The organism is Bradyrhizobium sp. URHC0002 (assembly GCF_054059515.1).
In genome coordinates, this window is sequence record NZ_JBSSCF010000001.1 from 2,805,356 (window position 1) to 2,832,191 (window position 26,836).

General features: G+C 59.7%; 23 protein-coding genes, 1 tRNA gene and 2 pseudogenes. 8 read left to right on the forward strand and 18 right to left on the reverse strand.

Annotation, left to right across the window (positions count from 1 at the left end):
- Nucleotides 1-21 precede the first annotated feature (21 nt).
- Nucleotides 22-1,041 (reverse strand): cyclase family protein, encoded by a 1,020-nt coding sequence (locus ACVWVY_RS13485; RefSeq protein WP_456626812.1) that lies wholly within the window; start codon nt 1,039-1,041, stop codon nt 22-24.
- Between the two features lie 219 nt (nt 1,042-1,260).
- Here ACVWVY_RS13485 and ACVWVY_RS13490 point away from each other — a divergent pair, with 219 nt between their 5' ends.
- On the forward strand, nt 1,261-1,635 hold the full coding sequence (locus ACVWVY_RS13490) for an NUDIX hydrolase (RefSeq protein ID WP_456626813.1): 375 nt from the start codon (nt 1,261-1,263) through the stop codon (nt 1,633-1,635).
- A gap of 1,074 nt (nt 1,636-2,709) precedes the next feature.
- On the opposite strand, the gene ACVWVY_RS13495 is transcribed toward ACVWVY_RS13490, so the two are convergent.
- Entirely contained in the window at nt 2,710-3,135 is a 426-nt protein-coding gene (locus tag ACVWVY_RS13495; protein ID WP_456626814.1) for a tyrosine-type recombinase/integrase, read from the reverse strand.
- Nucleotides 3,136-3,876: 741 nt separating this feature from the next.
- On the opposite strand from ACVWVY_RS13495, the gene ACVWVY_RS13500 reads away from it, so the two are divergent.
- Complete coding sequence (locus ACVWVY_RS13500; RefSeq protein WP_456632200.1) at nt 3,877-4,056, forward strand: hypothetical protein; 180 nt, start codon at nt 3,877-3,879, stop codon at nt 4,054-4,056.
- Nucleotides 4,057-4,802: 746 nt separating this feature from the next.
- Here the strand turns inward: ACVWVY_RS13500 and ACVWVY_RS13505 are convergent.
- The 4 genes from ACVWVY_RS13505 to ACVWVY_RS13520 all read right to left on the reverse strand — a co-directional run bounded on the left by ACVWVY_RS13505 (nt 4,803) and on the right by ACVWVY_RS13520 (nt 7,972).
- A complete protein-coding gene (locus tag ACVWVY_RS13505; protein WP_456626815.1) occupies nt 4,803-4,937 on the reverse strand; it encodes a hypothetical protein in 135 nt (44 codons plus the stop codon).
- Between the two features lie 62 nt (nt 4,938-4,999).
- A complete protein-coding gene (locus tag ACVWVY_RS13510) occupies nt 5,000-6,343 on the reverse strand; it encodes an IS5 family transposase (protein ID WP_456624781.1) in 1,344 nt (447 codons plus the stop codon).
- A 786-nt stretch (nt 6,344-7,129) separates the two neighbouring features.
- A tRNA-Arg gene (locus tag ACVWVY_RS13515) sits at nt 7,130-7,211 on the reverse strand.
- Nucleotides 7,212-7,786: 575 nt separating this feature from the next.
- Nucleotides 7,787-7,972, reverse strand: coding sequence for a hypothetical protein (locus ACVWVY_RS13520; protein ID WP_456626816.1), 186 nt, complete (start codon nt 7,970-7,972; stop codon nt 7,787-7,789).
- A 201-nt stretch (nt 7,973-8,173) separates the two neighbouring features.
- On the opposite strand from ACVWVY_RS13520, the gene ACVWVY_RS13525 reads away from it, so the two are divergent.
- The 3 genes and pseudogenes from ACVWVY_RS13525 to ACVWVY_RS13535 all read left to right on the forward strand — a co-directional run bounded on the left by ACVWVY_RS13525 (nt 8,174) and on the right by ACVWVY_RS13535 (nt 12,135).
- Entirely contained in the window at nt 8,174-8,410 is a 237-nt protein-coding gene (locus tag ACVWVY_RS13525; protein WP_456626817.1) for a DUF3606 domain-containing protein, read from the forward strand.
- A gap of 1,123 nt (nt 8,411-9,533) precedes the next feature.
- A complete protein-coding gene (locus ACVWVY_RS13530; protein WP_456626818.1) occupies nt 9,534-9,737 on the forward strand; it encodes a cold-shock protein in 204 nt (67 codons plus the stop codon).
- A gap of 795 nt (nt 9,738-10,532) precedes the next feature.
- Nucleotides 10,533-12,135: pseudogene (locus tag ACVWVY_RS13535) on the forward strand (alpha-amylase family glycosyl hydrolase).
- On the opposite strand, the gene ACVWVY_RS13540 reads toward ACVWVY_RS13535, so the two are convergent.
- Both ACVWVY_RS13540 and ACVWVY_RS13545 read right to left on the reverse strand, forming a co-directional pair.
- Nucleotides 12,123-13,823 carry an alpha-amylase family protein gene (locus ACVWVY_RS13540; RefSeq protein WP_456626819.1) on the reverse strand — a complete coding sequence of 567 codons (1,701 nt, stop codon included), beginning with the start codon at nt 13,821-13,823 and terminating at the stop codon, nt 12,123-12,125. The pseudogene ACVWVY_RS13535 and the gene ACVWVY_RS13540 sit on opposite strands and share 13 nt — an antisense overlap.
- A gap of 327 nt (nt 13,824-14,150) precedes the next feature.
- Complete coding sequence (locus tag ACVWVY_RS13545) at nt 14,151-14,342, reverse strand: helix-turn-helix domain-containing protein (protein ID WP_456626820.1); 192 nt, start codon at nt 14,340-14,342, stop codon at nt 14,151-14,153.
- Between ACVWVY_RS13545 and ACVWVY_RS13550 the strand changes: the two are divergent.
- From ACVWVY_RS13550 to ACVWVY_RS13560, 3 genes and pseudogenes are all read left to right on the forward strand, one after another.
- Nucleotides 14,262-14,671, forward strand: a pseudogene (locus tag ACVWVY_RS13550) (alpha/beta hydrolase); the annotation flags it as partial. The gene ACVWVY_RS13545 and the pseudogene ACVWVY_RS13550 overlap by 81 nt on opposite strands.
- Before the next feature lie 480 nt (nt 14,672-15,151).
- Nucleotides 15,152-15,421, forward strand: coding sequence for a hypothetical protein (locus tag ACVWVY_RS13555; protein ID WP_456626821.1), 270 nt, complete (start codon nt 15,152-15,154; stop codon nt 15,419-15,421).
- A 78-nt stretch (nt 15,422-15,499) separates the two neighbouring features.
- Entirely contained in the window at nt 15,500-15,712 is a 213-nt protein-coding gene (locus ACVWVY_RS13560; RefSeq protein WP_456626822.1) for an ATP dependent DNA ligase, read from the forward strand.
- 82 nt (nt 15,713-15,794) lie between these two features.
- Here ACVWVY_RS13560 and ACVWVY_RS13565 read toward each other — a convergent pair whose 3' ends face one another.
- The 10 genes from ACVWVY_RS13565 to ACVWVY_RS13610 all read right to left on the reverse strand — a co-directional run bounded on the left by ACVWVY_RS13565 (nt 15,795) and on the right by ACVWVY_RS13610 (nt 26,827).
- The gene (locus tag ACVWVY_RS13565; protein ID WP_456626823.1) at nt 15,795-17,597 is read right to left on the reverse strand and encodes an adenylate/guanylate cyclase domain-containing protein; all 1,803 of its coding nucleotides are present in this window, start codon (nt 17,595-17,597) and stop codon (nt 15,795-15,797) included.
- A 338-nt stretch (nt 17,598-17,935) separates the two neighbouring features.
- A complete protein-coding gene (locus ACVWVY_RS13570) occupies nt 17,936-18,319 on the reverse strand; it encodes a tyrosine-type recombinase/integrase (RefSeq protein ID WP_456632201.1) in 384 nt (127 codons plus the stop codon).
- Nucleotides 18,320-18,596: 277 nt separating this feature from the next.
- The gene (locus ACVWVY_RS13575) at nt 18,597-19,169 is read right to left on the reverse strand and encodes a hypothetical protein (RefSeq protein WP_456626824.1); all 573 of its coding nucleotides are present in this window, start codon (nt 19,167-19,169) and stop codon (nt 18,597-18,599) included.
- Between the two features lie 144 nt (nt 19,170-19,313).
- Nucleotides 19,314-21,080 carry an adenylate/guanylate cyclase domain-containing protein gene (locus ACVWVY_RS13580; RefSeq protein ID WP_456626825.1) on the reverse strand — a complete coding sequence of 589 codons (1,767 nt, stop codon included), beginning with the start codon at nt 21,078-21,080 and terminating at the stop codon, nt 19,314-19,316.
- Nucleotides 21,081-21,227: 147 nt separating this feature from the next.
- Complete coding sequence (locus tag ACVWVY_RS13585; protein ID WP_456626826.1) at nt 21,228-21,701, reverse strand: hypothetical protein; 474 nt, start codon at nt 21,699-21,701, stop codon at nt 21,228-21,230.
- Between the two features lie 66 nt (nt 21,702-21,767).
- Nucleotides 21,768-23,480 carry an FAD-dependent oxidoreductase gene (locus ACVWVY_RS13590; RefSeq protein WP_456626827.1) on the reverse strand — a complete coding sequence of 571 codons (1,713 nt, stop codon included), beginning with the start codon at nt 23,478-23,480 and terminating at the stop codon, nt 21,768-21,770.
- Between the two features lie 135 nt (nt 23,481-23,615).
- Nucleotides 23,616-24,107, reverse strand: coding sequence for a hypothetical protein (locus tag ACVWVY_RS13595; RefSeq protein WP_456626828.1), 492 nt, complete (start codon nt 24,105-24,107; stop codon nt 23,616-23,618).
- A 98-nt stretch (nt 24,108-24,205) separates the two neighbouring features.
- The gene (locus ACVWVY_RS13600; protein WP_456626829.1) at nt 24,206-24,961 is read right to left on the reverse strand and encodes a GntR family transcriptional regulator; all 756 of its coding nucleotides are present in this window, start codon (nt 24,959-24,961) and stop codon (nt 24,206-24,208) included.
- Nucleotides 24,951-25,937 carry a Gfo/Idh/MocA family protein gene (locus ACVWVY_RS13605; protein WP_456626830.1) on the reverse strand — a complete coding sequence of 329 codons (987 nt, stop codon included), beginning with the start codon at nt 25,935-25,937 and terminating at the stop codon, nt 24,951-24,953. The genes ACVWVY_RS13600 and ACVWVY_RS13605 overlap by 11 nt, the downstream gene beginning before the upstream one ends.
- Nucleotides 25,934-26,827, reverse strand: coding sequence for an NAD(P)-dependent oxidoreductase (locus ACVWVY_RS13610; protein WP_456626831.1), 894 nt, complete (start codon nt 26,825-26,827; stop codon nt 25,934-25,936). Before ACVWVY_RS13610 ends, ACVWVY_RS13605 begins: the two co-directional genes overlap by 4 nt.
- Nucleotides 26,828-26,836: the final 9 nt, after the last annotated feature.

Consider the following 26,836-nt stretch of genomic DNA (forward strand, 5'->3'; position numbering starts at 1 on the left):
GTTAAGCCTGCTACAGGCACACTACCGGATTGCTTCGACATTGACAAAGGTGCCGGTCGTACCCGCCGCCTTCGGGACGGTCATCGAGAGGAAGAACGTCGCGCGTTTGCTGCTCGCCGCCTCGGCCGCGATCAGATCGGTACGAACGTTTTCGATGATGTGGATGCCGTTATCCGTCAGCAGCAGCGCGTGGACAGGGAAGGCTTCCTGGGTATCCTCACTGGGGATTACCTCAACTGCCCAAGTATCTGCCCCGACCAGCACCACCTTTTGATCGGCGAGCCACTGCGCTGCAGCTTTGCCGATACCGGCTTCGGATGAGTTATAGGCGGTGTTCTGCGCCGGGAACTGTTTGAACAGGTCACCCCATCCGGTATGAATGAACACTGCATCGCCTTCGCGCAGCGTGACATCGTACATCTTCAGAGCGGCCTGGATGTCAGCAGGTGTAATCACCGTGCCACCGTCAAGACACGGCGTCCGGCAGGCGGCATTGCTCTTCAGCTTGTTGGCTTCCTGGAACACTTTGACCATGTCGAGGACCACGCCGCGGGTGGCGAAGGACTTAAGATTTTCAAGCCCCAGCTTCTTCAAGCCGTTCTGAGTGACAAATTTTCCCATCGGCGTCTGATTGTAATAGCAATCCTGGATGCCGATGTGGCCCATGCCGTCGATATGCGTACCGACGTGGCTTTGGCTGAGATAGGTATCTTCCATGTAGCTCAGTTTGTTCTTGCCGTATTCCGCGCCGGGGACCAGCGCAAAGGTCGTCAACATCGTCTTGGTGAACCGGGTGCCGAACAGAGGTACGCCGTCGACCAGATCGTAGGCCATGGGAACGACGGTGCCGGTCTGGATTTCCGCGGCCGCGGCCTTGGTCACGGCGGGAGTTATGCGGTTGGTCGCGCCAATTTGATCGTTCGGACCGAAAGGAGACGGCTTCACTAACGTCTTGCAGTCGGCCTGAGCGTGCGCGAAGCTCAAATTGCCGAAGAGCGCCAGTGCCGATAGCGCGATGCCAATAATCGCCTCGTGTTTCATGATCGCCTCCCTGACCCTGCAGATTCGGATGGACTGCATTGATGCAGGGATCATGGCAGTCCTGGGCGAACGTTTCAATCGGAGCCTTTATGGTTCGTCGGTGCCGTTGACCCCATTCCGCGTTGAGCTAGACGCCGGCTCAATGCGACAGCATCGCTGTCGTTTTGATCCGGCATACGGTACTCGCAACTAATGATGGATGAAATTGGATCATCTGGAATGGCCAAGTCATCAAAACTTGTCGCGGCGAAGAGGGGACGCGTGCTGCTGGTGCGACGGCGGCGAGATAAGCTCTGGATGTTTCCTGGCGGCAGGAAAAGAGCCGGCGAAAGCGCAAGAGAATGTTTGCAGCGGGAGATTAGAGAGGAGCTTCCTGGGATCAAGCTTGGCCGCTTGAAGCTTTGGAAGGAAGTGAGAGGCAGGAACAGTCGGTCAGGACGGAAAATGAGCGATGCGATTTTTTTGGCGAAGGCCTCAGGTGCGCTAAAAATCGGAGATAAAAGAGAGCTTGCGAAAGCTGCTTGGTGCGATCCGAAACGCGTCAAGCTCACACCTACAACGCGCTATATTCGCGATAAGCTGTTTCCGGGTTGAGGCTACGATCGCGCTTAGTGGACTCGCGATGGCCGTCATGACAAGTTGGGCAACGAAGTGCTGATGTCAAACTCTGCGTTCAGCTGATGACCAAGTAATCTGCCCACCTAATTGCGCATCTCGGGACAAACCTCTCAGCGTTCTGCAATACTGCCGAAAATTTCGTTCTTGTGCAGCGCAGAAAGGTGTGAGCCATTCCACAATTCGGCACTCCCGAATAGGCCTCGTCGAAGGTCGCAAAAAACCCCACCGGACAGCGCCGATGGGGTTCAGAAGTTTTGCTAGTTACCTTCCGTCAACCGGAAAGAGCCCTCATTCTATCGTGTCGGCATTAGATGTCATCCCTATGGAAAAGTTCTTACCATGATACGCCACAATCGCCTTGATGCCATGTATTTTCCGGTCGGCTCGCAGCTAGGCGCCCGTAGCGTTGGTTTAAAAAATGAAACCCGCTGGGGAAGCGGGCTTTCTAGTGGGCTTGCGAGGCTGGCCCCAGCCTCGGAGGGACTGGGCCGTCATTTTAATACGCCGGGGCTAGCCCTCTCCAGCGCCGTTTCTGGGTCTAGCGTTTCCGGCCTGAGCCGGCGGCTTAGAAGGGCGTCCCAATAGAAGTACCCGCTTGACCTCAAAGCCACCGCAGCCGGGGATGGCCTCGTGTTTAATGATGCGGATGCGGTCTGACATGCCTTCAGGACCACTGCATCGGCCCAAATGCTATGTCGGACAGAAACACCGCCAACGACTGGAGTGCACCACTTATGTGGTTCCAGAATTAACCCGCAATGCGGATATCAAGCTTAACACGCGAGTTTCGTTGCAGCTGATTCAAACAGGCATAGCGTGCCGGCTAGTCGCGCAGGATCTTTCCCCAAGTACCGCGTGATCACGGGACGCTTCGATAGCCGTCGAAGCGTCTCACCCCACTAAGACGCGGCACGGTTCTGTATCATGACCACCTTGGACAATCTCGACGTTGCACGTCGGCGAGTCGTCGCTCGTCCTCGGCCGTCAGAAACCTTTGACCGCGGTTGGCAACAACGACACGCCAGCCGTGCTTGTCATCAGGGACCACAGCTAGTGACATGCATGCGGCGCGACTTCGAGGGTCAAACAATTCCTCAAGGATGATCGCCCTGCGTCGCGAAGCTGATCGGCGAATGCGTTGACTGCAGGAACGGTCAGCTCGGCCAGCTTCTTCGCCCCGATGAACGGCACGATGTGCAGGTCAACGTGCTCTTCGTAGCCTTTCACCGTCATAGCCTCTAATTTCTTGTCATTGCAGCGCTTAATCCAGATGGCCGCGGCGTCCTTCACCGTGGGCGATACGCTGCCTGCCGTGTGAAGACCGCGCTTCAAGTCGTGCTGGGCATCAACCATCCATGCCTGGGCGGCGCCCTTCGTGGCGAACAGCTTCGCGCGCCGCTCTCCGCCGCCGTCGACATAGGCGACTTCCCATCGGATCATGCCTGAGGGCAGGGTGCGTTTGCGGATGTTGGCCATCTGCTCAGTCCTTTTCCGGATAGGCTTGCTGAAAGATGAGCCCCAAATTGAGGATCAGGTGGACGGCTTGCGGGCCCTCCGCGTCGATCATCTCTATCAGGCGGCTTTTCGGACCGAGGCGAAAGTAGCCGCTATCGTCTAAGTGGAATGGGCGATCGTCGTTCCGCGACGGCCTCTGCTTCTGAGAAGAACCTAATCGCTTGGCTCGCAAGAAAGTTTTTGATCTCCATCTAGTGAACTCCAACTAGCTGCGAGCGATAATCCGAAATTTCTTGGTTTCTTGCCGGCCGCTCCGTTCCAAGTGACTGCCTAGGAGTTGCGTTCGATGCGGGGGTCGACGATGCGATCTCCAAGAGCGGCGTAATAGCGTTACCTACCGTCTCGGTCGTATGCGATTTGTGATTTTTCGAGGATTCGCGGGGATCAAAGATCCTTACATCAATATCTTGCTCTAACCCCCAGATCATATCGGCGATCGTCTCAATGGTCATGTTCGTCTGCCCAGTCAATGCCGCACGCGCCGAGGCACCCCGAAATGGGATTTTTAATGCAAATCACCCGAAAAGAAGCCGGCAACCGTTGTCAGGATCGGGGGTAAGGAATGCGCCTGATCCGGCGCTGACCAAGGCCCGCCGGTTCACGCTGGCGGGCCCTTTCGGTTCTCATCCTAATTCATTTGTTTGGATTGACTCCCGGTGTTCCCAGATCGAAGCTGGGAAGCACGGAGGGCGGGCATCGGCGATGAAGGACTATTTGGCGCAAGTCGAAAAGCTCCGAAAAGACGCAGCCGAGTGCGCTCTGATCCGCGACCTCGCAACGGACCAAGCTAAGCGCGACCTGTTTGACCGTCTTCACAGTCACCTCACGGTCCTCGCGGACCAGGTTGAACAGGCGATAATACACCGAAAGACCGGGACCTAAGGCCGCGAGTTGAGGCGGCTTCTTTCGATTCGAGATTAGAAGGCGGCCCCGGTTTTCTCCGCTCAACCGGGGCCGCCAGCTCTCAGCTGGGGCTTTGGGGGCTGGAACAGCTGAGAGCCACAGCTAGACTCTTATCGGGAACATTAGTTCCAACGTAGACAGTGCCTGTCATTCGGCCAGCGCCCATCATTTCGGAACCGAGTCTAGACCACCCGGGTTTATTCGTGGGGTGAACATGGAGGGAGGTTTCCATGTGGACGCTGTTGATGCCGGTCGTAGCCGCATTGATAACAACGATTTTCGTCCTTGGCCTCTTTAAAGCCGCGGGATTGAAGCGCGTGGAGGATCTGATACCCCCTCCCCAGGAGGACGAATGGGACCGTCTCCGGAACTACAAACGCCAAGATTGAGTCTGGAAAGTTTGACCAGCCAGTATTTTGGTCGGTTGCCATTTTTTCCCATGGAACTAGTGTCCACTTTGTAACTTATCTGCCCGAGGTCCAACAAAGGGCAGGTCATTTACTAGTGAGTGACGAGTTCAAAAACGAAGTCTTTTCCAGCTTCGATCCCAATCCGATCAGGGCGTGCGGCATTTGCGGCAAGAAGCCCGCCACGGTTCGGACGATGCTCAATCCCGTGAATGGCCGGACAGTCCGCATGTTCAAGTGCGAGTGCGGGGAGCAAACGTGGTCCGAGGATAAGCAGTAAGGCCGGCTCAGTTGGCGACCTCCTTCACGCCAAGAACTTCATATTCGAAGAACGACGCCTTCCGGGTCATTTTCCGCGAACAAGGTTGCCGCGGCGTCGGCGTTGGCGAAGACCTTGAGGTGATCGGGGTCTCCAACCTGCTTGCTCGTATCCACGTAGATCAGCACAGTCATCGGAGGCCTATCTTGCCGACAGGGAAGCGGCCCCGACTCAGTCGTCCGTGAAGATTACGTTTTCAGGCAGTCGCTAGTTTTGGCTTCGGGAAGATGGCTGTCAGGATGAGGCACAACAAAATCCTGAGCCACTTGATGAGGCGTCGGAAGTTGTAGCCGGCCGCGGCGAGGATGGCGTTGTTGAGGTCGCCTTTGCGGTGGGCGAGATAGTTGCGCCCCATTCGGTGCTCGTCCTTGAGGTGGCCGATGACGGGTTCGACGGCAGAGCGTCGGCGCATCTCGCGTTTGATCGCCGGGGTGACGCGGCGTTTTTGTTTTGAGGTGTAGATTTTGAACATGTAGTCGGCCGGCGCATTGTGGCCGCGGTAGCCGGCATCGGCGTGGAGCCGCTCGATCGTGGTGCCGACGAGTTTTTCGATCCCCGGGATCACCTCAGCCAGCGTATGGCCGTCATAGGGATTGCCGGGCAGCGCCTGGACATGGGCGACGAACTGGCCGCCCTTGCTATGCTTGAGGGGGGTGGCAACGCTGACCTTGACGCCGAACTCGTAAGGCCTGTGGGCCTTGCCCTTGCCGATGCACTCCACTTCGGGAGCATGCAGGCTGTAGACCTTGGGGCCGCGCTGTCCGCGCTCCTGCGCTCGTACCCGTCGGCCAAGGCTGAGCAGGAGAGCGAAGCTGGCCTCGAGCCCATGGTTGCCGTCGATCTTGCGGGCAATGTCGCGGATGACGCGGCCCAGATAGGTCTTGAGCTTGCGCAACGCCCTGTTGGCGCGCTTGAATTGCTTGGCATGGGCGTAACGCTGATGCTGGATCAGGGCGAACTTGCCGACCCGCGCATAAGACTGCCGCAGCTTCACACCCTGCTGTTTGGCCAGCTTCACCAGCTTCTCGCGGGCCCGGTTCATCAGCTTGGCGTCGGTCGGGAAGGTAATGTTCTTCGGCTGCACCGTGGTGTCGACAATGACGCGGGCGAGATCGCCGGGCTTCATCGCGCCAGTCTTGGTTGCGACCGCTAGGCTCTCCTGCAACAGCGCCTGCAGCCGCTCCTCGCCCATGCGGTTGCGCCAGTGGGTCATCGAGGAGCGATCCAGCGGCAGCCGATGCTGGAAAAACTCTTCGCCGCAGAAGTACTGGTAATACGGGTTCTCGATCCACTGCTCGCACACCACTTCGTCGCTCAGGTTGTAGGTGTGCTTGAGAATCGCGAGCCCCGCCATCAGTCGGGTCGGCAGCGGCGGCCGCCCGGAGCCGTCGGCGTACACGGCGCCGAACTTCTCTTCCAGAAAGCCCCAGTCGATCGTCCGCGCCAGCTTCGCCAGTGCGTGATCCATGTTGATGACCTGGTCGAGCCGCGAACGAAACAGATCCTGTTTGCCGCTTTCCCGCCGCTCCCGTGGCCGCATCGAACTCCCTCCGATTGCGTTTGAGCGTAGAGAATCACGGCTTCGGATTCGAGGGAATCCCAAACTGCAATTTGCAAGAAAATCGACGCCAGAGCCCCAATTTCCGGTAAATCCAATCGATGGAATTCTCGCAATTATTATTGCCAATCAACCGCTTCAGGATATTTCACGGACGACGACTCAACAGGGAGGGACGCCGGGGCCGCTTACTTCCAGGGGCCCTGGGAGGTAGTCCCGGAAGCTCACGAAAGAATGCTCTGCGTGCGCAACCGTTCCTAATCCGCTAGGCCCTCAAGGGAAACCACGCGCCCAATCGCCCGTTAACTTAGGTCGGTCGCGACTAGCGCACGGTTCCCAAAGCGGCCGGCAGGGGTCGTCGCTCGCATGCCCCATGCCCCCCAAGCGGCGGCCCCACTTCGCTGGGTACATTGCAACCAAGCCGGTGGATCCTTGTTAAAACCAACGTCGGTAGCGACCTCGGTCACAGGAGGAAGCGATCGGCAGGGGTCGTCGCTAGCATGCCTCCACGGTATGACCCCCAGCGGCGGCCCCACGTGAGCGGCCTCACGAATGCAGCCCAGGTCCGCCCCGTGCTTTGTGGGATGCTGTGTGAAGTGAGAACAAATATCGAAACCGCCATGCCGCTTCCGTGCTGCTCGGAACAATTCGAAGCGAGCTGTAACAGATTGATTTTGCTTGCATCCGTTTGCAACACTTAGCAGCACGGATTTTCACAAAAGAACAAACGGGAATTGCGGAAAGCCGTTGTTTTACAAAGGCTTTTGTTGGCGATCCCAGCAGGATTCGAACCTGCAACCCACGGAGTAGAAATCCGCTACTGGCTGACCACCGATTGACCACCGAAACCCCGTGAACGAACGGTGATAAAGGTGACCAATCACTAGCGAATCTGATTGTTTTTGTTGATCTTTTCAGCAGTTACTTACGTTCGGGACGCAGGGCGTCGGTTCGAACGCTGCTAGTCGGACCAAGTGCCCCGAGACCACGATGGACTTACGAACAACGCGCAGGGGCCCGAATTAGGCGGCCTGTCGTATCGTTGCGTGCTCCGGGCCGCAATCGGCTGACTTGACCTGTGCGCTCTGAATAGCTCGTCGGGCTGCGCCACGGCCGAGCCAACATTGCAGATATTGACTTTCGGTCAGGGAAGTTCCCAAAGCCGCAAACACGGCGCTACTGATTACTTGCTGCTGCCGTCGTAGATGATCGTGAAGCAGCTTGTGTCGAGTAGGCCCGGGCCATGACCGATCAGCACCGTACCTGTCGGTGTGGCGCAGTCTACCGCCGCACCGAATCCATGGCCCCGACGCGCGAAGTCAACAGCTTCGAGTGCTCTGTGTGTGGTGAGACGATGGAGAGTTGGAATACCGCCTGGGTGCCGACGTATAAGCTGGTCGTCGGACCGGTACGACAGTCGACGGATCAGTCAGGATCTCGTAACGGCGGCTGAAGAGCTGGAGAAGCAGCCCACGCGAACTCCTTCATCGTGACTTCTAGCGCGTCCGCTTTCGCGAGAACGAGCTGGCTTCCGTCCGGGAGCAACAATGCAGCCTGTGCGCGCAGGTCGTCGATTGTTTGTTGCAGCGAAACGGCGTCATTGCCGGACATTGCCAAGCTCCCTGGCAGCAGGCGGCAACGCAGTGGTCTCTCAGTCAACGACGCCTACAGACAGAGCCTCGGCCGGTGATGATAGACAAGCCACTTCAGAGGCGATCGTTCCTCGTAACGACCACTGCACAAATGCACTGAGATGGAGGAACCGCGATTTTGCTTGGCGGTTATCGGGGTGGAACCTTTTGAGTAACGCCCATGCAAAAGCCTATCCCGTATACGTCGGTCGTGATCGACCTCGCGAGCGATCTTCAGGTCCATCATTGGGCGAAGGATATGCAGGTCGAACCGCATGAACTTAGAGCGGCCGTACAATTGGTTGGCCCGCGTCTCGGCGATATTCGACAATATTTTGGAAAGTGCGCGCCCGTCATACCGTTGGAAAGCAGGCGTAAAGTGCGCCGGACGTCGGTCTCTCCCTATGGGCCCGTGTAAAAGCTGCGCGGCAAAGCTAGACAGCGCGTCGTATAGTTTCCTCCAACTCGACGGAGGGTCGGTAGGTGCTGCTTTCCACTTATCGAACAACGCAAACAAACCTAGGACGCTCGTCGCGCCCAGGTAACCGACGTCTACTTGCTTGTCGAGACCGTGCTCGCGCTGCGAAAAGAAGAACCGTAGTGAACCCACCCATTCGTCTGATTTGAGGAAGCCCCCTCGGAACTTGTACCCAGTCATGCTCAGTTTCGGGAACGGGTAGTTTGAGATGAAGGGCATGTTATTTCCACTTCGCCTTCAGCCCCGGCTCTACAAGCCGGCGGATGGCTTCCGGCGCCTCAGTCGGCGTCCGTGACCTTCCACTTACCGTCGCAGGACTTGCACTTAACGGGATAGATTTTACGACCTGGCTGCGCTGGTTGCTTCACGACCGGGTAGCCCGTTCCATTGCAGGCGGGGCAGACGTGATCTTTGATCTTTGGTGTCATCGAACTTTTGAAGCCGCCCAATTGGCGGCCCTAAACAGCGAAATCGCCTACGGCCTCTGCAAGACGATCCAGATCACAAAAACCAGGGCGCCAATAATCCAAAGGAGGACCTTGGGATCATGGGTCCACTTCCAGTCCATCATTTCGTTTTGGCCTTCGGAGCCAGCTCGCCTGCCTCTCGCGCCAGCCTTTCTGCTCTAAGGCGTTTGTGGTTTGCATGGAATGCTGGCTCGGCTTGGCTGTCCGATATCGTCTGCCTCGACGAAAGCGGGTGGAGAGCCCGTCGCTCGAGTTCGTCCGCAACCTGTTGCTCGGCAGACCGCTTCGGCTTGATCATTTACTTTTTCCCTTCAGCCCGAGCGCCACCAAGCGGCGGATGGCGTGAGCGCGGGTAAGGGCTTTGTCGTTTGACGCTGCGATCCAAGCATCAATCGCGGCAAGCTCGGAGGGGTGCCACCGCTCGCCGACTTGAACCCCTTTGCCTGTGGGGGCAGGGCCGCGCTTTTTCTTTGGTACCACACTTGTCTTTGCCATAAACCGTGGTACCATAGAAGCAAGCCAAGGTGAAGGCCCTTTCTTTCGTAGAATTTCTGTCACCATCCTATCGCGCGCGATCAACCTCGGGGAGAAGCGACGTGGCGACAGGTACAGTGAAGTGGTTCAACGCGACAAAGGGTTATGGCTTTATCCAGCCCGACACTGGCGGCAAGGACGTGTTCGTCCATATGTCGGCCGTCGAAAAAGCGGGTCTGAGCAGGCTGAATGAGGGCGCGAAGGTAAGCTTCGAAGTGACGGCCAACCGCGGGAAAGAGTCTGCTGAAAACCTCAGGGTAGGTTGACCCCAAGGAGAACGGCCCCCGACGCGGGCCGGTGTGCGCCGGGAAAAGCTGGCAATCGGAAATATTAGCGGATACGGTGCCCCTTTAGTACCCTTGGAAGATATTGGCATTCAGCCCGGCGCTTCAAAAACGCCGGGCTTTTGCACGGCTGATAAGACGGCCCCAGCCTACTCGACGCGCTGGGGCCGCCTGCTCCCGGAAGACTTTGGGGGCTGGAGCCCAGTAGCTCCGAATAGACATCTGACGGACGATCCCGTTCCTCGGGGCTGGTGGCTTAGTTTGAAAAGCCCGTAAAAATACGGACCTTCACTAAATGCAGCCGGTCTGTGGTATTGTGACCTATGGACGCGGCATCACGTCATCAACCATCAAACATGGCACTCGTTGAGAAGATCGAGCAATGCCGACGGCTGGCCGGTCAAATCAGCGACCCCACGACCTCCCGTAGGCTCTTGGAGCTGGCAAACGAATACGTCCATCACATCAAGGGCAATCCTGAGAAGTAAGCCGGTTCAAGCTGGCGGGCCTATCACCTCGTACTCAAACGCCACGCCTTCAGGGTCGTTTTCCGCAAACCATGCCTCCGCGGCGTCGGCATTTGCGAAGACCTTGAGGTGATTGGGGTCTCCGACCTGCTTGCTGGCGACGCGCAAAACGGACATTCGTCGAATGGAGCCTAGGCGCGTCGGTTTACCAGGAGGTTTCCCTCCCATACTGATGAAGCTGGATGAGGTATGAACCGATCAACGAAACAAACGTTACGTCGCATGGCAGCGCTTGAAGTGGCTTCTTGAGATGGATCGGAACAAGGATTGGCGGCGGCACGGCGTCTTCTATCAGGTCTACCCTCGCTCGTTCTAGGACTCCGATGGCGATGGAGTAGGCGATATCCGGGGGATCAGCCAGCGCCTGCCGCATCTGAAATCGCTCGGCGTTGACGCGGTCTGGCTATCGCCGATCTTTCCATCCCCGATGGCTGATTTCGGCTACGACATTTCGGACCATGCTGGGATTGATCCATTGTTCGGTACGATGGAGGAATTCGATGCACTCGTGGCTGCTGCGCATGAGAACGATCTGAAGATTATTCTCGATCTGGTACCGAACCACACATCCGATCCGCATCCGTGGTTTATTCAAAGTCGCGCCTCGCGCGACAATCCCAAGCGTGATTGGTACATCTGGCGCGATCGGAGGCCAGAGGGCGGACCGCCGAACAACTGGCTGTCGGAATTTGGCGGCAGCGCCTGGCAGTATGACGATGTGACAGGACAGTACTATTACCATGCCTTTCTCGCTGCGCAGCCTGACCTGAACTGGCGCAATCCCGAGGTGCGCGAGGCGATTTATGACGTTATGCGGTTCTGGCTTGGCAGGGGAGTCGATGGTTTCCGGGTAGATGTGATTTGGCATCTGGTCAAGGATGCCGAATTTAGCGATAACCCGCCCAATCCGCATTTCGTCGAAGGTCGTCCCCCCAACGAGCAAATCCTGACGCAGTATTCCACCGACCAGCCCGAAGTGCATGATGTCATCGCCGAGATGCGGCGCGTGATCGATGAATTTGATCACCGCGTCCTGATCGGGGAGATCTATCTGCCGCTGCACCGTTTGATCGCCTATTATGGCAATGATCTTGCCGGCGCCCAGATGCCGTTTAATTTCGCGCTATTGTCGACGCTGTGGAGTGCGCGATCGATCGAAAAAATCATCACCGATTACGAGGGCGCGTTGCCGGCAGGGGCGTGGCCGAACTGGGTGCTCGGCAACCATGATCGGCCGAGGGTCGCGAGCCGTGTCGGAAGAGAGCAAGCGCGGGTGGCAGCGATGCTGCTGCTCACCTTGCGGGGAACGCCGACGCTGTATTATGGCGACGAGATCGGGATGCAGCAAGTCGCGATCGCAGCGGATCAGGTGCGGGATCCCTTCGAGAAGAACGTGCCGGGTATCGGTGTCGGCCGTGACGGTTGCGGTACGCCGATGCAATGGGACGCGACGGCGGGTGCGGGATTTTCAACGGCCAGGCCGTGGCTGCCGCTGGCGAATGACTACACTCATGAAAACCTTGCGAATCTTGATGCCGATGTCGATTCTTAGCCTCTACAAGGCATTGATCGCGCTTCGAAGGAAACTGCTGCAACTCGTGACTGGCGCCTATCAACCGGTCGCTGCCCAAGGCGACATCCTTCTGTATCGCCGCGAAGGCGGGGGCAATGGGGTCGTGGTGGCATTGAATCTCGGTGCCCAGCCCGTTTCGGTCGCTTCGAATTCGATCGGTATTGGACGTGAGATCCTGCTATCGACCTTTCTCGACCGCCAAGGTGAGCAAGTGGAGGGCACACTCGATTTGCGCGGCAACGAAGGCGTGATTCTCGGTCGGTCTGCTCAGGCAGGATGACTGGTCTTGCCGGTGGCATCGGTATCGATGTCGCTGCGCTTCAACAGATAGTCGAGGCCGCCGACCCGATACCATCGGTAGCCATAGCCTTCCAGCATCAACGTGTGTCTACCTCGCTGGTCGGCGTGGCTGTGATCCTCTGTCAGCAAATTAACCAGCAGCTTGCCGGCTTCGCCGGGAAGTCCGACCGCAAACGAAAACTCCCGTGGCTTTTCGTCGAAATTATGCACGAACAGTACCGAATTGTTGCGCCAATCGTAGCGGATGATCAACACAGCAGCGTCGCGCACCGTGATCACCTTGAAGTCGCCCCAGCCGACTTCCGGGACCTCCTTGCGCATTCGCACAATGCGTTCGGTCCAGTTCAGCATTGAGTTCGGGTCGCGCCGCTGCTTGGCGGCGTTGACGTGTTCGAAGCCATAGGGGCCCTTGTCGATCACGGGTGAACACGGCCGGTCGCCTTCCGTGAATCCGGCGTGCGGCTCGGTCGACCATTGCATCGGGGTGCGGGCGCAACTGCGCTCGGGCAGATCGAGGTTGTCGCCCATCGCGAGCTCGTCGCCGTACCGAATGACAGGCGTTCCCGGCATCGTACACATCAAGCTATAGGCCAATTCCAATCGTCGCCGGTCACCACCCAGCATTGGTGCCAGTCGGCGGCGAATGCCGCGATCGTAGAGCTGCATGTTCTTGTCTGGTCCGAACGCTTTGAATACGGCTTCGCGCTGCGGCTTGGTGAGTCGACCGAGATCAAGCTCGTCATGATTGCGCAAAAACAACCCCCATTGCGCCGTTGCAGGCCGCGGCTTGGTCGCAGCCAGAGATTTCGCCAGCGGTCTCGTATTGGCGGAAGCCAGCGCATAGAACATATGCTGGTTGACGTGGAAATTGAACATCATGTGCATGCGGTCGCCGTCGCGGCCGAAATATTCCATGTCGGTTTCGGGCAGGACATTGGCTTCAGCCAGGATGATGGCGTCGCCCTTCCGCCATTGCAGAAATTCACGGAACGAGCGCAGCATATCGTATTGTTCGACAGGCGTGTGCACCTTGGCGCCCTTGGTGGCGATGATGAAGGGGACGGCGTCCATGCGAAAGCCGGACACGCCGAGCTGAATCCAAAACCCCATGATTTTCAGAATTTCGGCCCGCACATGCGGGTTCGACGTGTTCAGGTCAGGCTGGAAATCGTAAAAGCGATGAAAGTACCAGGCTCCGGCTTCCTTATCGCGCGTCCACGTGGATTTCTGCACCCCGGGAAAAACCATGCCGGTATTAGCGTTTGCCGGACGCTTATCGGCCCAGACGTACCAGTCGCGATAGGGTGAGTCCTTTGAGCGTCGTGCCTCGCGAAACCAGTCGTGCTGGTCTGAGGTGTGATTGACGACGAGGTCGATGATTACGCGGATGCCGCGCTGCCGGCAACCATGGGTGAATTCGACGAAGTCGCCCAAGGTACCGTAGCGCGGATCGACGCCGTAGTAGTCCGAGATATCGTATCCGTCGTCCTTGGCGGGCGAAGGCTGGAACGGCATCAGCCAAATCGCGGTGATGCCAAGCCCGTGCAGATAGTCCAAACGGCGCAACAGGCCTTTGAAATCGCCGATGCCGTCGCCATTGGCATCCATGTAGGTGCCGACGGACAGGCAATATATCACGCCGTTCTTATACCAGAGGTCATCAATCACCGGGCGGGCCCTCGCTGGTCCGCTTTGCGATCTCAATGGCGGCCGTGGTATAAGCGGCGAGGGGCCTTCAGGGTTCCGTGGGCGTCGCAGTTTGTCCCGCCCGTGACCGCAGCTCAGAACAGGTTCGCGATAGGGAAGCTGGATCGCTGGCCGATCCACGACAATTCCGAAGAATTCGATGAGGTCGATCACCATCTCCTGACAAGCCTGCGACCAGATCTGTGGAATTGCGAAATGAGTACATTTAACCGAGTTGCGGAGACAGAGATTTTCGACTTGTCGTTCTTCGAATGACCGCTTCTGGCGGCGAAGCGGTCATTCGAAGAATTATCGGCCGTGCTGCCTGAATTCTCCTGGCGTCATATTGGTGGCGCGTCGGAACGTGCGCGTGAAGCTGGCCTGGGAGGAGAAGCCGGAGCGCAAAGCGATTTCGCTTAGGGGAAATCGGCCGGCGCCGGAAACATGACGGCCGCGCTCAGCCTGATGGCAAAGGATCGTAACGGTCCGAAGATCGGTCACCAGATTCTCTTGATCCCGGGACCGACGCCAGCGTCGATACGGGCTCCTATCACGAATATGGCACCGGTCGCTTCCTCGCTCGCTCATTCATGAAGTACGGCTGGGATCTGTACGCGCCGGACGCAGCCGCCCGAAGTAATCCCTATGTCTCTCCGCTGCGCGCCAGCACGGAAAAGCTGAAGGGATTGCCGCCGGCACTGGTCATCACCGCGGAGAATGATCCTTTGCGCGATGAGGGCGAGGCCTATGCCCGCAAGCTGAAGGACGCCGGCGTTCAGGTCAATGCGGTCAGGTACAACGGCACCATCCATGACTTCGTGCTACTCTCTACCTCAAGCCCGCAAGCGCCCGTGGTGATTACCTCAAAAGCACAATCAGAACGGCCATAGCCGACCGCCGACCGTCAACAGCACGTCAACAGCAAATCCGCTTTGTTCCAGCTTTGTTCATGCTCCGATTTGCGCTTCTACCGGCCTTTTCGTTTTGATTTCACACGCGAATTGGTGTCTCGGACTACCTTGACATGGTAGGGGTCACAGGTTCGATCCCTGTCGCGCCCACCACCTACGTAGGACACTGATCCAACGTAGTTTTCTGCTGATCCGCTCCGGCCTCTGAAAACCTTCGACATCTCTGCTGGTCCCATTTTGGTCCCACTAAGCAGGACCGCAACGGAACGGCTGGGCCAGTCGGCGGGGTGATCAATTCCGAGTGCTATAATCTCACGGATCGGTGAGGTTGTTTCATTCGCGGCTTCTCACGAAACCTGCGCTGAGATTTTGGTCTCCTACGAAACAAACCAATTTTGCATGACATCATTTTTGGAAGGCAACGGCAAAGTCCTGAAACGCGACTGGTTCATCATCGTGGCATTCACGAACACGAAGGATGTAATGATGCGCAACCTATTCTTCTCAACGGGCACAATCGGAATCGGGCTTGCTGTTGCAGCGTTACTTGCGTGGTCGCAAGCCGTTACGCCACTGCAAGCAACCACTGCGTCATCCTCATTCAACCCCACCGACATGATGGCGACCTACAAGGCTCCGCTACCAGTCGAGCAGTGGGACGCCATTTGAAATTTCTCGCGCTCCCCGTTCGTTCAGTCCTAGTTTCCTCCCAAGACTTGGCCCCGGTCCTGTGCCGGGGCTTTCTTTATGGGGCAACGTGAGTGGTCGCGCACCGTCTCCAACCACATCAGGAAGCAACTCGACACAGTAGTCAGCCCGAAGTCAAAGCTAACCACACCCATCAGGAAGCCGAAGGCAACATGGGTCGAGCCGAGGTTCTATGCCAACATCGAGTACCGCGACATCACGTCGGAGGGCTTGCTGCGGGCAAGTTCGTTCAAAGGGCTGACCAAGACCTAACGTCTGTTATGTTGCGTCAGTTGCCGCTCTCGTTACGCGAGGGAAGTCAAATCATCGACCAATGAGCCCGTACAGTCCCTCACTACTCCGGGATGCCAGCATCTTGAAGAGCCGCTTGGATGCGGTTGCGACTTTCCAATGACCTTACCGGAAACAAATAATGGCAGTGCGAGGCTCTGAAACCAGGTTGAAACCGGAGCAGCCGTTCAGCGGCATCTTGAGCCTCGGTTAGCCTCCCGGCACGAATGGCATTTGCTGCGAACGAACTCAGAGAGTGAGCATCGGGCACCCTTTGCATTGCCTTCTCAGCAGCCGCACATCCCTCCATGTATTCTTGGGTCATAAAGTGTGCCCACCCTGTCATATACCAAGCGCGGACTAGCAATGGATCCCGAGGGCTAAGCCTCTTCATTTGGCGGAAACTTCGGATTGCCTCTTGGGGCTTTTCGCACATCACCGAAACGGCGCCACGACTGTACCACGCAGGAGCGAGATTTGAGTTGAGTTTGACGGCGCGGTCTACGAGAGAAAGACCGAGATCGTACTTGTGCCCGAAATACGTAAGGACATGTCCGGCCCGTGCCTGTACGAAGGCGTCATCCTCATCCAACGAAGCAGCCGTTTCGGCAGAGCGGACTGCTTCTTCAAGACGAGCAGCCGACAGCTTAATGCCAGTATGGGCCTGATACATCATGCTACTGAAGCCTGCCATTACATGCGCCGAAGCGTACCTACTATCGACCTCGGCAGCTTTCTTGAATGTGTTGTAGGCATCTTCAATCGTTGAAGCTGTCCTCCGTTGATAAAACAACGCCATACCCTTCAGGAACAGATCGTAGCTATCAAGCTGTTCCGTTGGCTTGCGCTTCGCCCGCTCGATCTCGGCGACCTCCAACGCCGGAGCAATGAATGAAACTACCTTCTCGGTAACCTCGTCTTGCAGGTCAAAGACATCGGACAACGAGCCGTCGAACTTGTCTGCCCAGAGATGGTTGCCCGTGGCTGCGTCAATAAGCTGGCCTGTGATCCGAACTCGTCCACCACCTTTTCGGACGCTACCTTCGAGAATGTAACGGACCCCGAGTTCTCGGCCTGCTTGCCTGATGTCAACGGGCTTTCCCTTGTAGGTGAAGGTAGAGTTCCGGGCGATAACGAACAACGATTTGAAGTGGGACAAAGCAGTGATGATTTCTTCTACGATGCCGTCCGCAAAATACTCCTGCTCGGGATCGCCACTCATGTTCTCGAACGGCAGCACTGCAATCGACGGCTTGTCGGGGAGAGGCAGCGGCTTGCTATATGGATCAGGCAAGTTACCCGCTTCTGCGGGCGTCGGATGCCCTGCGGCGACCGGAGTGGCAGCATAAACTCGAACCGGGCGGGCAATGTTTTTGAGGTGTTGCTCGCCCAGATCGACGAACTCAATGCCGACCTTGCCCCGGATGTAGTCGTAAGCAGTAGAAGAGAGGCAGATGCCGCCGGGTTCTGCGATGCCTTCAAGCCGCGCCGCGATATTCACACCATCCCCAAAGATGTCATGAGGCTCGACAATCACGTCGCCGACATTGATGCCGACACGGAAAGCGATACGCTTATCTTCCGCATCGGCGGCTGCAAGTTCGTTGATGCGGTTCTGAAATTGCACAGCCGCTCGAACCGCCTCAACTGCGCTTGGAAATTCTGCCAAGAGCCCGTCGCCGGTATTCTTGACGATACGGCCGCCGTGTTCGGAGATCGCTGGTTCGACGACGTCAGCGAGGAGCGCCGACAGATTGGCGTGGGTTGCCTCTTCGTCATTATGCATGAGGCGCGAATAGCCAGCCACGTCAGCGGCTACTATCGCCGCCAACCTGCGTCCGACCGGGACTGGCCGCTCTTGCACCATGGCCCGCAATCCAACCCATAGCGCACTGTACGACGGGTCAGATGGCAGTGCCAAACACGTTTTGAGATTGCCCCTATTGGACTGGCTAGCGGCGCACTTGTCGTTGCTAGCGTCTGAGGTTGAAAGGGCAATGCTAGAGAGCGGGAAGAAGGGATAGGTTGCGATTACTGAAGGGTGGCCCGACGCATGAAGTTATGGAACGACACACGTCGGGCCTTGCCACAACGGGTTCAGCCCCCAGTATGGCCATTAGCCGCGCTGGCTAGACCCAAGTTACAGTCCCTCCATATAGGCGAGAACACCGTTAGACTACGGGGAGCCTTGCGGACAGCCGTTCGTCATATGACGGCAGAACCTGTCACTTCGTCCATAAGTCCACGAACCGAGTTGGATAGCTCGGTGTACCTGACGGTGTGCTGAATGTTCTTGTGGCCGAGATAGGCTTGCAGGGCGCGGGTGTCGTGCCCTTTGTTGGCCAGCGCGAACCCGCAAGCATGACGCAGCATGTGCGGATGTACCTTGAACGGCGTCCCGGCTTCCACCCCAGCCCGCTCCATCATCCTTGCGAGCCCGGCAGTCGTGAACGGACCAGCCCGCTCACTGGTGAACACGAAGGGTGACTTCGGTTCCTGCTCCCGCTGCAATCGACGCAAGGCCCGCAACTCGTCCCCCATGATCGGGTGGGTGCTGGGTGTGCCTTGCTTGACCCTCCCGACATGCAGGGCTCCCGGCTGCGCAGGTCGGCTTTGGGGCGGCGCTTCGCAGCCACGCGGAGACCTTCAGGTCGAAGCGTGTCCAGCGAAACAAAAGCGAAGACGGGGTGTCTCCTCAGGGAAGAATGCACCGCAGGCGAGCTATGTATCGCGAGCCGGCAAGCCACGTTTTTCGCCCATTACGACATGATCGCCGCCGCGTCAGCGGCTCGATATTCGCCATCTGTTTGAGAAGTTCCTCGGCCTCCCGAACCGACGCTCCGTTATTCTGCTTTTTTGTCCTGGCTCACCGCAGCGCCGCGCAGAACTGTTCCGTAACCGCCGCCCTTTCGTCGGCGACGTTCCAGCCATTCGTCTCGGCGTTTTCCTTGGCTAACTTTTGCTCGTTCTGAAGCATCTTTTTGATGAGCGCGTACGGTTTCCAGTCGGCCTTGGACAGCTTGACGGGGGGCGCACCGCAGACGTTGTGGGCAATCGCTTTCTGCACACTTTTGCTGACGTCGGTCATATGGTCCTCGACCACGGCGGTAAAGCGCGCCTTGGCGTATTGGCTGTTGGCTGCGATGAAGTCCCTGCAGAAGGCGACCCGTTGACCTCCATCGCGGGCCTTGATGTAGGCCGTCTGCGTTTCGTAGTGCACGCGGTAGGCGAGTTTGCTGGCGTTCGGGTCGGATTTCACCGCTTCGAGCATGGCGTGGTGGTCACCCGAGGCGGCGTCATTGATCCTGAAGTCACATACTTTGGCGAGGGAGACGACCGGAACGTAGGCCCGCACCTTGGCTTCCAAGGCGTCGTTGGCGTGCGCAACGGGTGCGAACAGGCTGGTGGCGATTGCGAAAGCAGCGAGGCAGCGTTTCATTGGTGACATACACCTAATCACCGAACAGAAAAGCGGCGGCGAAGCGTCCAGCGCAGAAAACGGGTTGAGCAACTTACAGCCCGAATTCCTTGAGCGGCGGCCGAGCCACGTTTTTCGTCCATTGCGAAATGATCGCCGACAGGCTCACTCCGGCAATCCCGACTTGAGCAGCCCGGCCTCATGCCGGGCGCGGTCGGCGTCCTGCTTGTAGTGCTGGGTGGCGAGATAGGCGGCCACCGAGAAGCCCGGTTCAAGCTTGACGACCTCGGCGGCATGCGCGGCGGCCGCAACGCCGTTGCCCATCTGCGCGAAGGTTGCGGCGAGGAACGCGTGATGCGTGAAATCGGGCCGCGTGATCCGCGCGAAGGCCTCGGCGGCATCAGCGTATTTCTCGGCGCAGTAGAGCGCGCGGCCGAGGTGATTCCAAAAACGCTCGGGGTGGTACGGGTTGAGGCGCATCGCCTTCCTGATCCAGTCGATCCCCTCTTCCGGCCGCCCCAGCCAGGTCAGAAACTCGCCCTGCTGAACGACGACGAGATCGTAGTTGGGATTGAGCGTGAGCGCGCGCTCCTGGTGGTAGGCCGCCCTTTCATGATCGTCGCGCGTCAGGTTCACCGCGGCCAGGATGCGGTGAACGTCGCTGTCATTGTCATCAAGCGCCAGCGCGATCTGCAACTCGTCAGCCAGCAGCTGGAAAGTGGCGTCGCGATCTTCGCACCATCCGTAGATCCAGGTCTGGCCCAGCACGCAGGCCTTCCAGGCATGCGCGTGCGCGTAATCCGGATCGAGCGCGATGGCTCGGTCGAGCAGACCCTGCGCCTCGGCGTTGGCCTCCCGCTGCGAGCGGTGGTGCAGCACCTTGGCGGCGAGGACGCATTCATAGGCCGCCATGTTGTCGGTTCGCTGGCGCTTCGCGCGTTCCTGCGTGGCGGCTTCGACGCGGCCGGGCAGCGTGCTGGCGATCGCTCCGGTCACCTCGTCCTGGATGGCGAAGATATCCTCGAGCTTGCGGTCATAACGTTCGGCCCAGACGTGCCGGTCGGTTTGCGCGTCGATCAGCTGCACGGTGACGCGAACGCGATCGCCGACCTTGCGCACGCTCCCTTCGAGGACGTATTCGACTCCGAGCTGTTGCGCGACCTCCTGCACCTTTACGGCTTTGCCCTTGTGCACGAAGGTCGAGTTGCGCGAGATGACGAGAAGGTCACGGAAGCGCGACAGCTCGGTGATTATGTCCTCGGTGAGGCCGTCGGCAAAGAACTCCTGCTCCGGATCGCCGCTCATGTTGACCAGCGGCAGCACGGCGATCGACGGTTTCCTGGTCGTGATTGTCGCCGTCCCGTCATCCTTGCCGGTCACCGACGCCGCGGCCACATCTGGCTCGAGCCGTATCCGAAAGACGTGGATCGGGCGGGTGATGTTCTTGACGTTCTGCTCGCCGATATCCTCAAACGCGATGTCGTCGAGCCGGTGGTTGACTTGATCGCGCACGGCGCCCGAGACGCAGATGCCGCCCGGCTCGGCGAGCACCTCGAGGCGCGCCGCGACGTTGACGCCGTCACCAAAAATATCGTTCTCCTCGATGATCACGTCGCCCAGATTGATGCCGATGCGGAACTGGATCCATCGCGCCGGTGACACATCGGCATTGCGCCGCGCCATCCGGCGCTGGACCTCGGCAGCGCACGTCACCGCGTCTACGACGCTGTGGAACTCCACCAGCATGCCATCGCCGGTCGTCTTGATGATGCGGCCGCGGTTCTTGGCTATGGAGGGATCAATGAGCTCAAGGCGGTGGGTTTTCAGGCGTGCAAGCGTCCCCGCCTCGTCGACCTCCATCAGCCGGCTATAACCGACCATGTCGGCGGCAAGGACCGCGGCGAGTCTTCGCTCGGGTCCGGGCGCTTCCATTTTCCGCCTCGCTGACGGGTAGTCTAGCAGATTTGCCGCGCTGGCCAAGGTTGAGCGGCGGATGGTGGCCGCCGGGCCCTCCTGCGGTCCATCACCTACCTTAAATTGCCGGTGATCAGCTCAAGATGGGTAGCGACCCGGCAGGCACTAATTCGCCAGGGTGTGGCTTATCCGTGTAACCACGCTGTCCCACTGGCGCTTCTCCGCGGCGGGATAATTGATCATCACGCAGTTCAGGGTGCCGCTACCGCGGTTGCAGCGGTTGTACCAGATCCGGTCCTTGCGAATGCTGGACACGACAAAGAAATCTGATGTGATCCGCTTGTAGACGATGCCGGCAGGCGGCCGCATCTTGGCCAGGAATTTGGCGGGCGAATCGTTCCCGGGATTGGTGACGGACTGCACTGTCAGATCGGCGCGGCGGTCTTCGGTGAAAAACCTTCGCCCGGTTCCGCCCTCGGGCGGTCCGCCGTCACTGCTGAAGATCGAGACCGGCATGTCGACGCTGGTCTCGGTGCTCGGGATCACGTATCGCCGCCATTCGGTGTCGCCGGCAAAGGCGAGCGCGGGAGCGAAGGCCCCGACGATGGCGAGGGCAGCGAAGAGGCGGCGGGCGCGCATGGAACGATCTCCGTGGACTCGTAACAATGGAAATGGCCGGCGTTCGTTCCAGCCGCGATAACATCGTTAGCGCGCTGCCTCACCCGCGATGTGCTTCCCCGCGATATACCCGAACGTCAGCGCAGGGCCGAGCGTGATGCCGGCGCCGGGATAATTGCCGCCCATGATGCTCGCCATGTCGTTGCCGGCGGCATAAAGCCCTGCGATCGGCTGGCCGTGTTCATCCAGCGCGCGGGCGTGCTCGTCGGTCTTGATGCCGGCATAGGTGCCGAGATCGCCGATCACCAGCTTGATCGCATAAAACGGTCCGTCCTTGATCGGCGCGACGCAGGGGTTCGGACCATGCAGCGCATCGCCCTGGTAGCGGTTGTAGGCGCGCGAGCCCTTGCCGAAGGTGGGATCGCGGCCTTCCGCGGCCGGGGCGTTGAACTCGGCGATCGTGGCCTCGAGCCCCTGCCGGTCGATCCCGGTGCGGTCGGCGAGTTCGGCCAGCGTCGCGCCGCGCTTGAGATAGCCGGTCGCGAGATGATGGCGCAGCGGCATCGGAAACGGCGGCACGCATCCGAGGCCGTATTTTCGCAAGGCGCGGTGATCGCAGAGGAGATACGCCGTGATCTCCTCGCCGGGCTTCGCCGCTTTCACCATCGCCTGCACGAAGTCGTGGTACGAGTTGCCTTCATTGGCAAAGCGCCTGCCGTCGCGCATCACGGCGATGACGCCGGGTTTGGCGCGGTCGATGAAATGCGGCATCACGCCCTTGGAGCCATCCTTGCGCTCGGTGATCGAGACCGGCACCCAGGCTGCGGCATTCGGCAAATTGTCCTCGATGCGTCCGCCCGCGGCCTCCGCCAATCGCAAGCCGTCACCGGTGTTGCCGGCAGGACCGGGCGAGAAATGCTCGGCGCCGCTGGGTGCGTGCGGGAACATCGCCTTGCGTCTGGTGACATCGTGCGGAAAGCCGCCGCAGGCCAGCACGACGCCGCGCCTGGCGTTGACGCGGACCAGCTTGCCATGGCGTTCGACGACCGCGCCGCGCACCGCGCCGTCCTCGACGACGAGTTCGTGCACCGGCGATGACAGCCACAGCGGTATCTTCAGGTCGAACGCCGATTTGGCGAGGCGGCCTGTGAGCGCATTGCCGTTGGTCAGCGTCATGCCGCGGCCGTTGCGCATCACGTCGATGGCATGCTTCGACAGTCGCTTCGCCACATAGATCGCCGACATCAGCGATTTGGTCGCGCGCATGAAGTGGACGATGTCCTTGCCGGAGCCCAGCATCATGCCGAACACGGTGAGTTCGGGGAGGGGGCTGCCGAGATCCTTGATATGCTCGCCCAATTCACGGCCGTCGAACGGCCGCGTCACCATCGAGCGGCCGCCCTGCGTGCCGCCGGGCGCTTCGGCGTGATAATCCGGAAAGGTCAGCGGCATATCGAAACGCACAGCGGTCTTGCTGGTGAAAAAATCCACTGCCTCGGGACCGACGGAGAGAAACGCATCGACGCGCGCGGCGTCGAAGCTGTTGCCGGCCTCGTGCCGCAGATAGGTCCGCGCCTGGTCGGGGCTCTCCGTGATGCCCCAGTCGCGCGCCAGCGAGGTGCCGGGAATCCAGAGCCAGCCGCCGGAGCGCGCCGTGGTGCCGCCAAAGCGCGGCTCCTTCTCGACGATCAGAACATTGAGGCCGTGATGTCCCGCGGTGACCGCCGCCGACATTCCGGCGCAGCCCGAGCCGACCACCAGCACGTCGCATTCGTAAGTTTCTTGTTCGTTACCTGCCACGCGATCTGTCCTGCTCGATGTTCTTGGGCGGACATTTGGATGAGGATCGATTTGTATGTCAATCGCGCCATTTCTTCCCTTCTCCCCTTGTGGGAGAAGGGAAGAAGCAGCGTGCTGTCCGGAAAGGCGCCTGCCTCAATTCCCCGTTTCGAACGAGCAACTGGCGCCGCCGCCGGCTTTCTGCTTGATCTCGGCCGGGTCGAGCGTGCAGTTGAGCTTCGAGAGGCTTTCGAATATCGATCCGGCTGCGCCGTCGGATGGCACACCGGCCATGGCTTCGGTCGCAAAGATTTCGCTGGCCCGGCGCCCGGTGATGGTTTGCTTTGCACCCTTGAACGTCAGTTCGCAGGAGCGCGCGGTGATGTCGACATTGCTGACGCGGCAGACGATCTTGTCCGCGGTGACCGAAATCCTCTTGGCGTAGCGCACGCCGCTCTGTCCGACGAAAAATGCGCTGACGGCTTCCCGTTCATCCGCGGTCAGCAGCGGCGAATACAGCGCCACGACACCGGCCAGCGCCAAGGCTGCCGGTCCGTTGGCCGTCGCCGGGGCGGCCGATGCGGTGGACACCGTTGCGGTGAAAAGCGAGATGGCGAGAATCGCCAGCCTGCCGGATTTCATTTGCATTTCGTTCCCCCAGTTCGGCCGCGCCTGCTTGTCTCTTCTTGCGTGGTCATTTGGATCGGGTTCGATTTGTCTGTCAATCGTGCCGCTGGCGGTCCGCGCTAAACCTTTGGCCGCAGCGAGCGCTGCATGTCCATGGTGTAGGTGTACCGTCCCTCGGGATGCGTGGTGACGGTGACCTCGAACAGTTCTTCACGCAGGCCGTAATAACGCCGCACCATCGTCAGGGCAGGCGAACCGGGCTTGACCCCGAGCGCCTTGGCGAGATTCGCCGGCATGCCGCGCGCGAATACTTCGAGTTGCGCATATTCGATGGTCTCGCCGAACATTTTTGCGATCTGCTCATGCACCGGCGTCCGGCCGTGATCGCGCCGCTTCACCACGCCGGCAAATTTTCGCAACACGTAGATCTCCACCCAGCCCAAGGGGGCGGCGAATTCATCGGAGCGCCGGATCGCCTCGATCAGGAACCAGTGTTTGCCCGGTTCGCATTTCAGGAGTGCGGCGAGGTTTCGGTCGGCGACGATTTCGCTGGAGCGCACCACCTGGCGATAGGTTTCGTTGGAATATCGCAGCCACTCGGTCAGCGATTTGACGCTGTGCGTGAACAACACCGGCGGCTCGGCCGCGATCACCACCGAGCCGAGCCCCGCCCGCCGCACGATCAGGCCCTGCTCGGTAATGATCCGCAGCGCCTCGCGCACGGTCTGGCGGCTGGCGCCAAACCGCGCCATCAATTCGGTTTCGGTCGGCAGCAGTTCGCCGACCGGCGTAGAGCCGAGCCGGATTTCCTTCTGCAGCTCGGCGGCGATATCGCGATATCGCGTCGACTTGCGCTGTTCTTTCTTAGCGGCCATGCGGACCGTCAAGACACTGCACCGGCATGCCTGAAGTCATCGACTGCAGCGCCGCCTCGAATGCCGACAAGGTCGCCAGCACCTCGGCCTCCCGCACCGGGAACGGGTTCTTGTTCTCGATGCTGTCTGCGAAGGCGTCGAGTTCGGCGCGCAGCACGTCTGTCGCGGGGTAGGTGAGCCGTTGCGGCGCAGCACCGCTCTTTCGCAGGATCATGGTCGTTTCATCCAGCACCTCGGCGGAGCTTTCCGTCCCGAACAGGTGAACGCGCCAGTAAAACGGCGTGGCGCGGACGGTGGCAAGGGTGCCGGTGACGCCATTGACAAAATCCAGAGCCACGACGGCCGTATCGATCGGCGGCGGGCCGGTCTCGCGTGAACGCAGCCGGGCATAGACCCGCTCCACCGGCCCCAGCATGCTGACAAAGGCGTCGAGCACATGAAGGCCGGCGCCGGTCAAACCGCCGCCGGGCGATTCCTCCGGCGACAACCGCCATCCGCTGGTGATCTTCCGGGAGTTTTCGTTGCTGTTGTGCCCCTCGACGTGCAGGATCGTTCCGAGCTGGCCGCTCGCGAGCGTTTCACGCAACGCGCGTATCGATGGCCAGAAGCGCCGGTTATGGCCGACGGCGAGGATGACCCCGGCCGCGCGGCAGGCGCCGAACATCCGTGCGGCGTCCGCGTAGGTCAGCGCCAGCGGCTTCTCGCAAAAAATCTGCTTTCGCGCAGCCGCGCAGGCGATCACCTGCGCCGGATGCAAGGAATGCGGCGTCGCCAGCAGGACCGCGCCGATCGTGTCATCGGCGAGGACCGCATCGAGATCAGCGGTCAAGTCGAGATCATGCCGGGCACAAAATTCCTTTGCCGCCGTCATGTCGGGCTCGACGGCGCGAACGATTTTCAGCCGCGGGTGGCCAGCGGCGGCTTCGACCAGATTGCGGCCCCAGCGGCCGAGACCGGCAATGGCGGCGCGGATCATCGCAAATCCCCCGGTGAGGCGGGTGGCCGCCGGATTGCCTCGATGACCGCGGCGCTGTCGCGGTCCGGCCCCTCGAGTGCGATCGCCGTGCGCAAAAGTTCGGCCTGAACGGTGGTGAGTGGGAGATGCATGCCGCATCGCCCCGCTTGCTCGATGATCAACTCGGCATCCTTCAATGTCTGCGCGATATGTGACTGCGGCCGATAGTCCCGCGTCAACATCTTCTCGCCCTTGGTGTCCATGACGCGGGAATAGGCGGCCGATTGCCGCGCCGCCGCCAGGAATGCGGGTCCATCGAGTCCCAGGCGTTCGGCGAACGCCACTCCCTCGGCCAACGCTGCGCGGTTGTTCTGCAGGATCAAATTGATCGCGAGTTTGGCCCGGCTGGCATCGCCGATCGCGCCGACGCGCAGGCTGCGAGGGCAGAGATTATTCAGGAGTCCGCCGGCCTGGTCGATGACGGCGTCGTCGCCGGCCAGCAGTGCCGTGGCGGTGCCATCAAGCACTTCGATGCTGGTGCCGGATATCGGCGCCTCCAGCAGCGGAAGGCCGGCGCGTGATGCACGCTCGGCAATCCCGATGATCTCGCCGGGTCCGCAGGTCGTGATGCAGATCACGACCGGCCGTGCGGCGCCCGCGCCATCATCGATTTCACCGAACAGCGCCGCGACCTGTTCGCCGCTATAGACGGCGATGATGATCGTTCGAGAACACGCGGCGAGTTCGCGCACTGATGTCGCCACCCTGCCGCCGGTGGCTTTGAACATCCCGCATCTGACCGGGTCGATATCGAAGCCGACCAGGGGTATCTTCGCATCGATCAGCCGCACGGACAGCGCGAAGCCCATCAGGCCCAGTCCGACGATTCCGACCGGCGCGTCCGCTGTCATGATGCGACT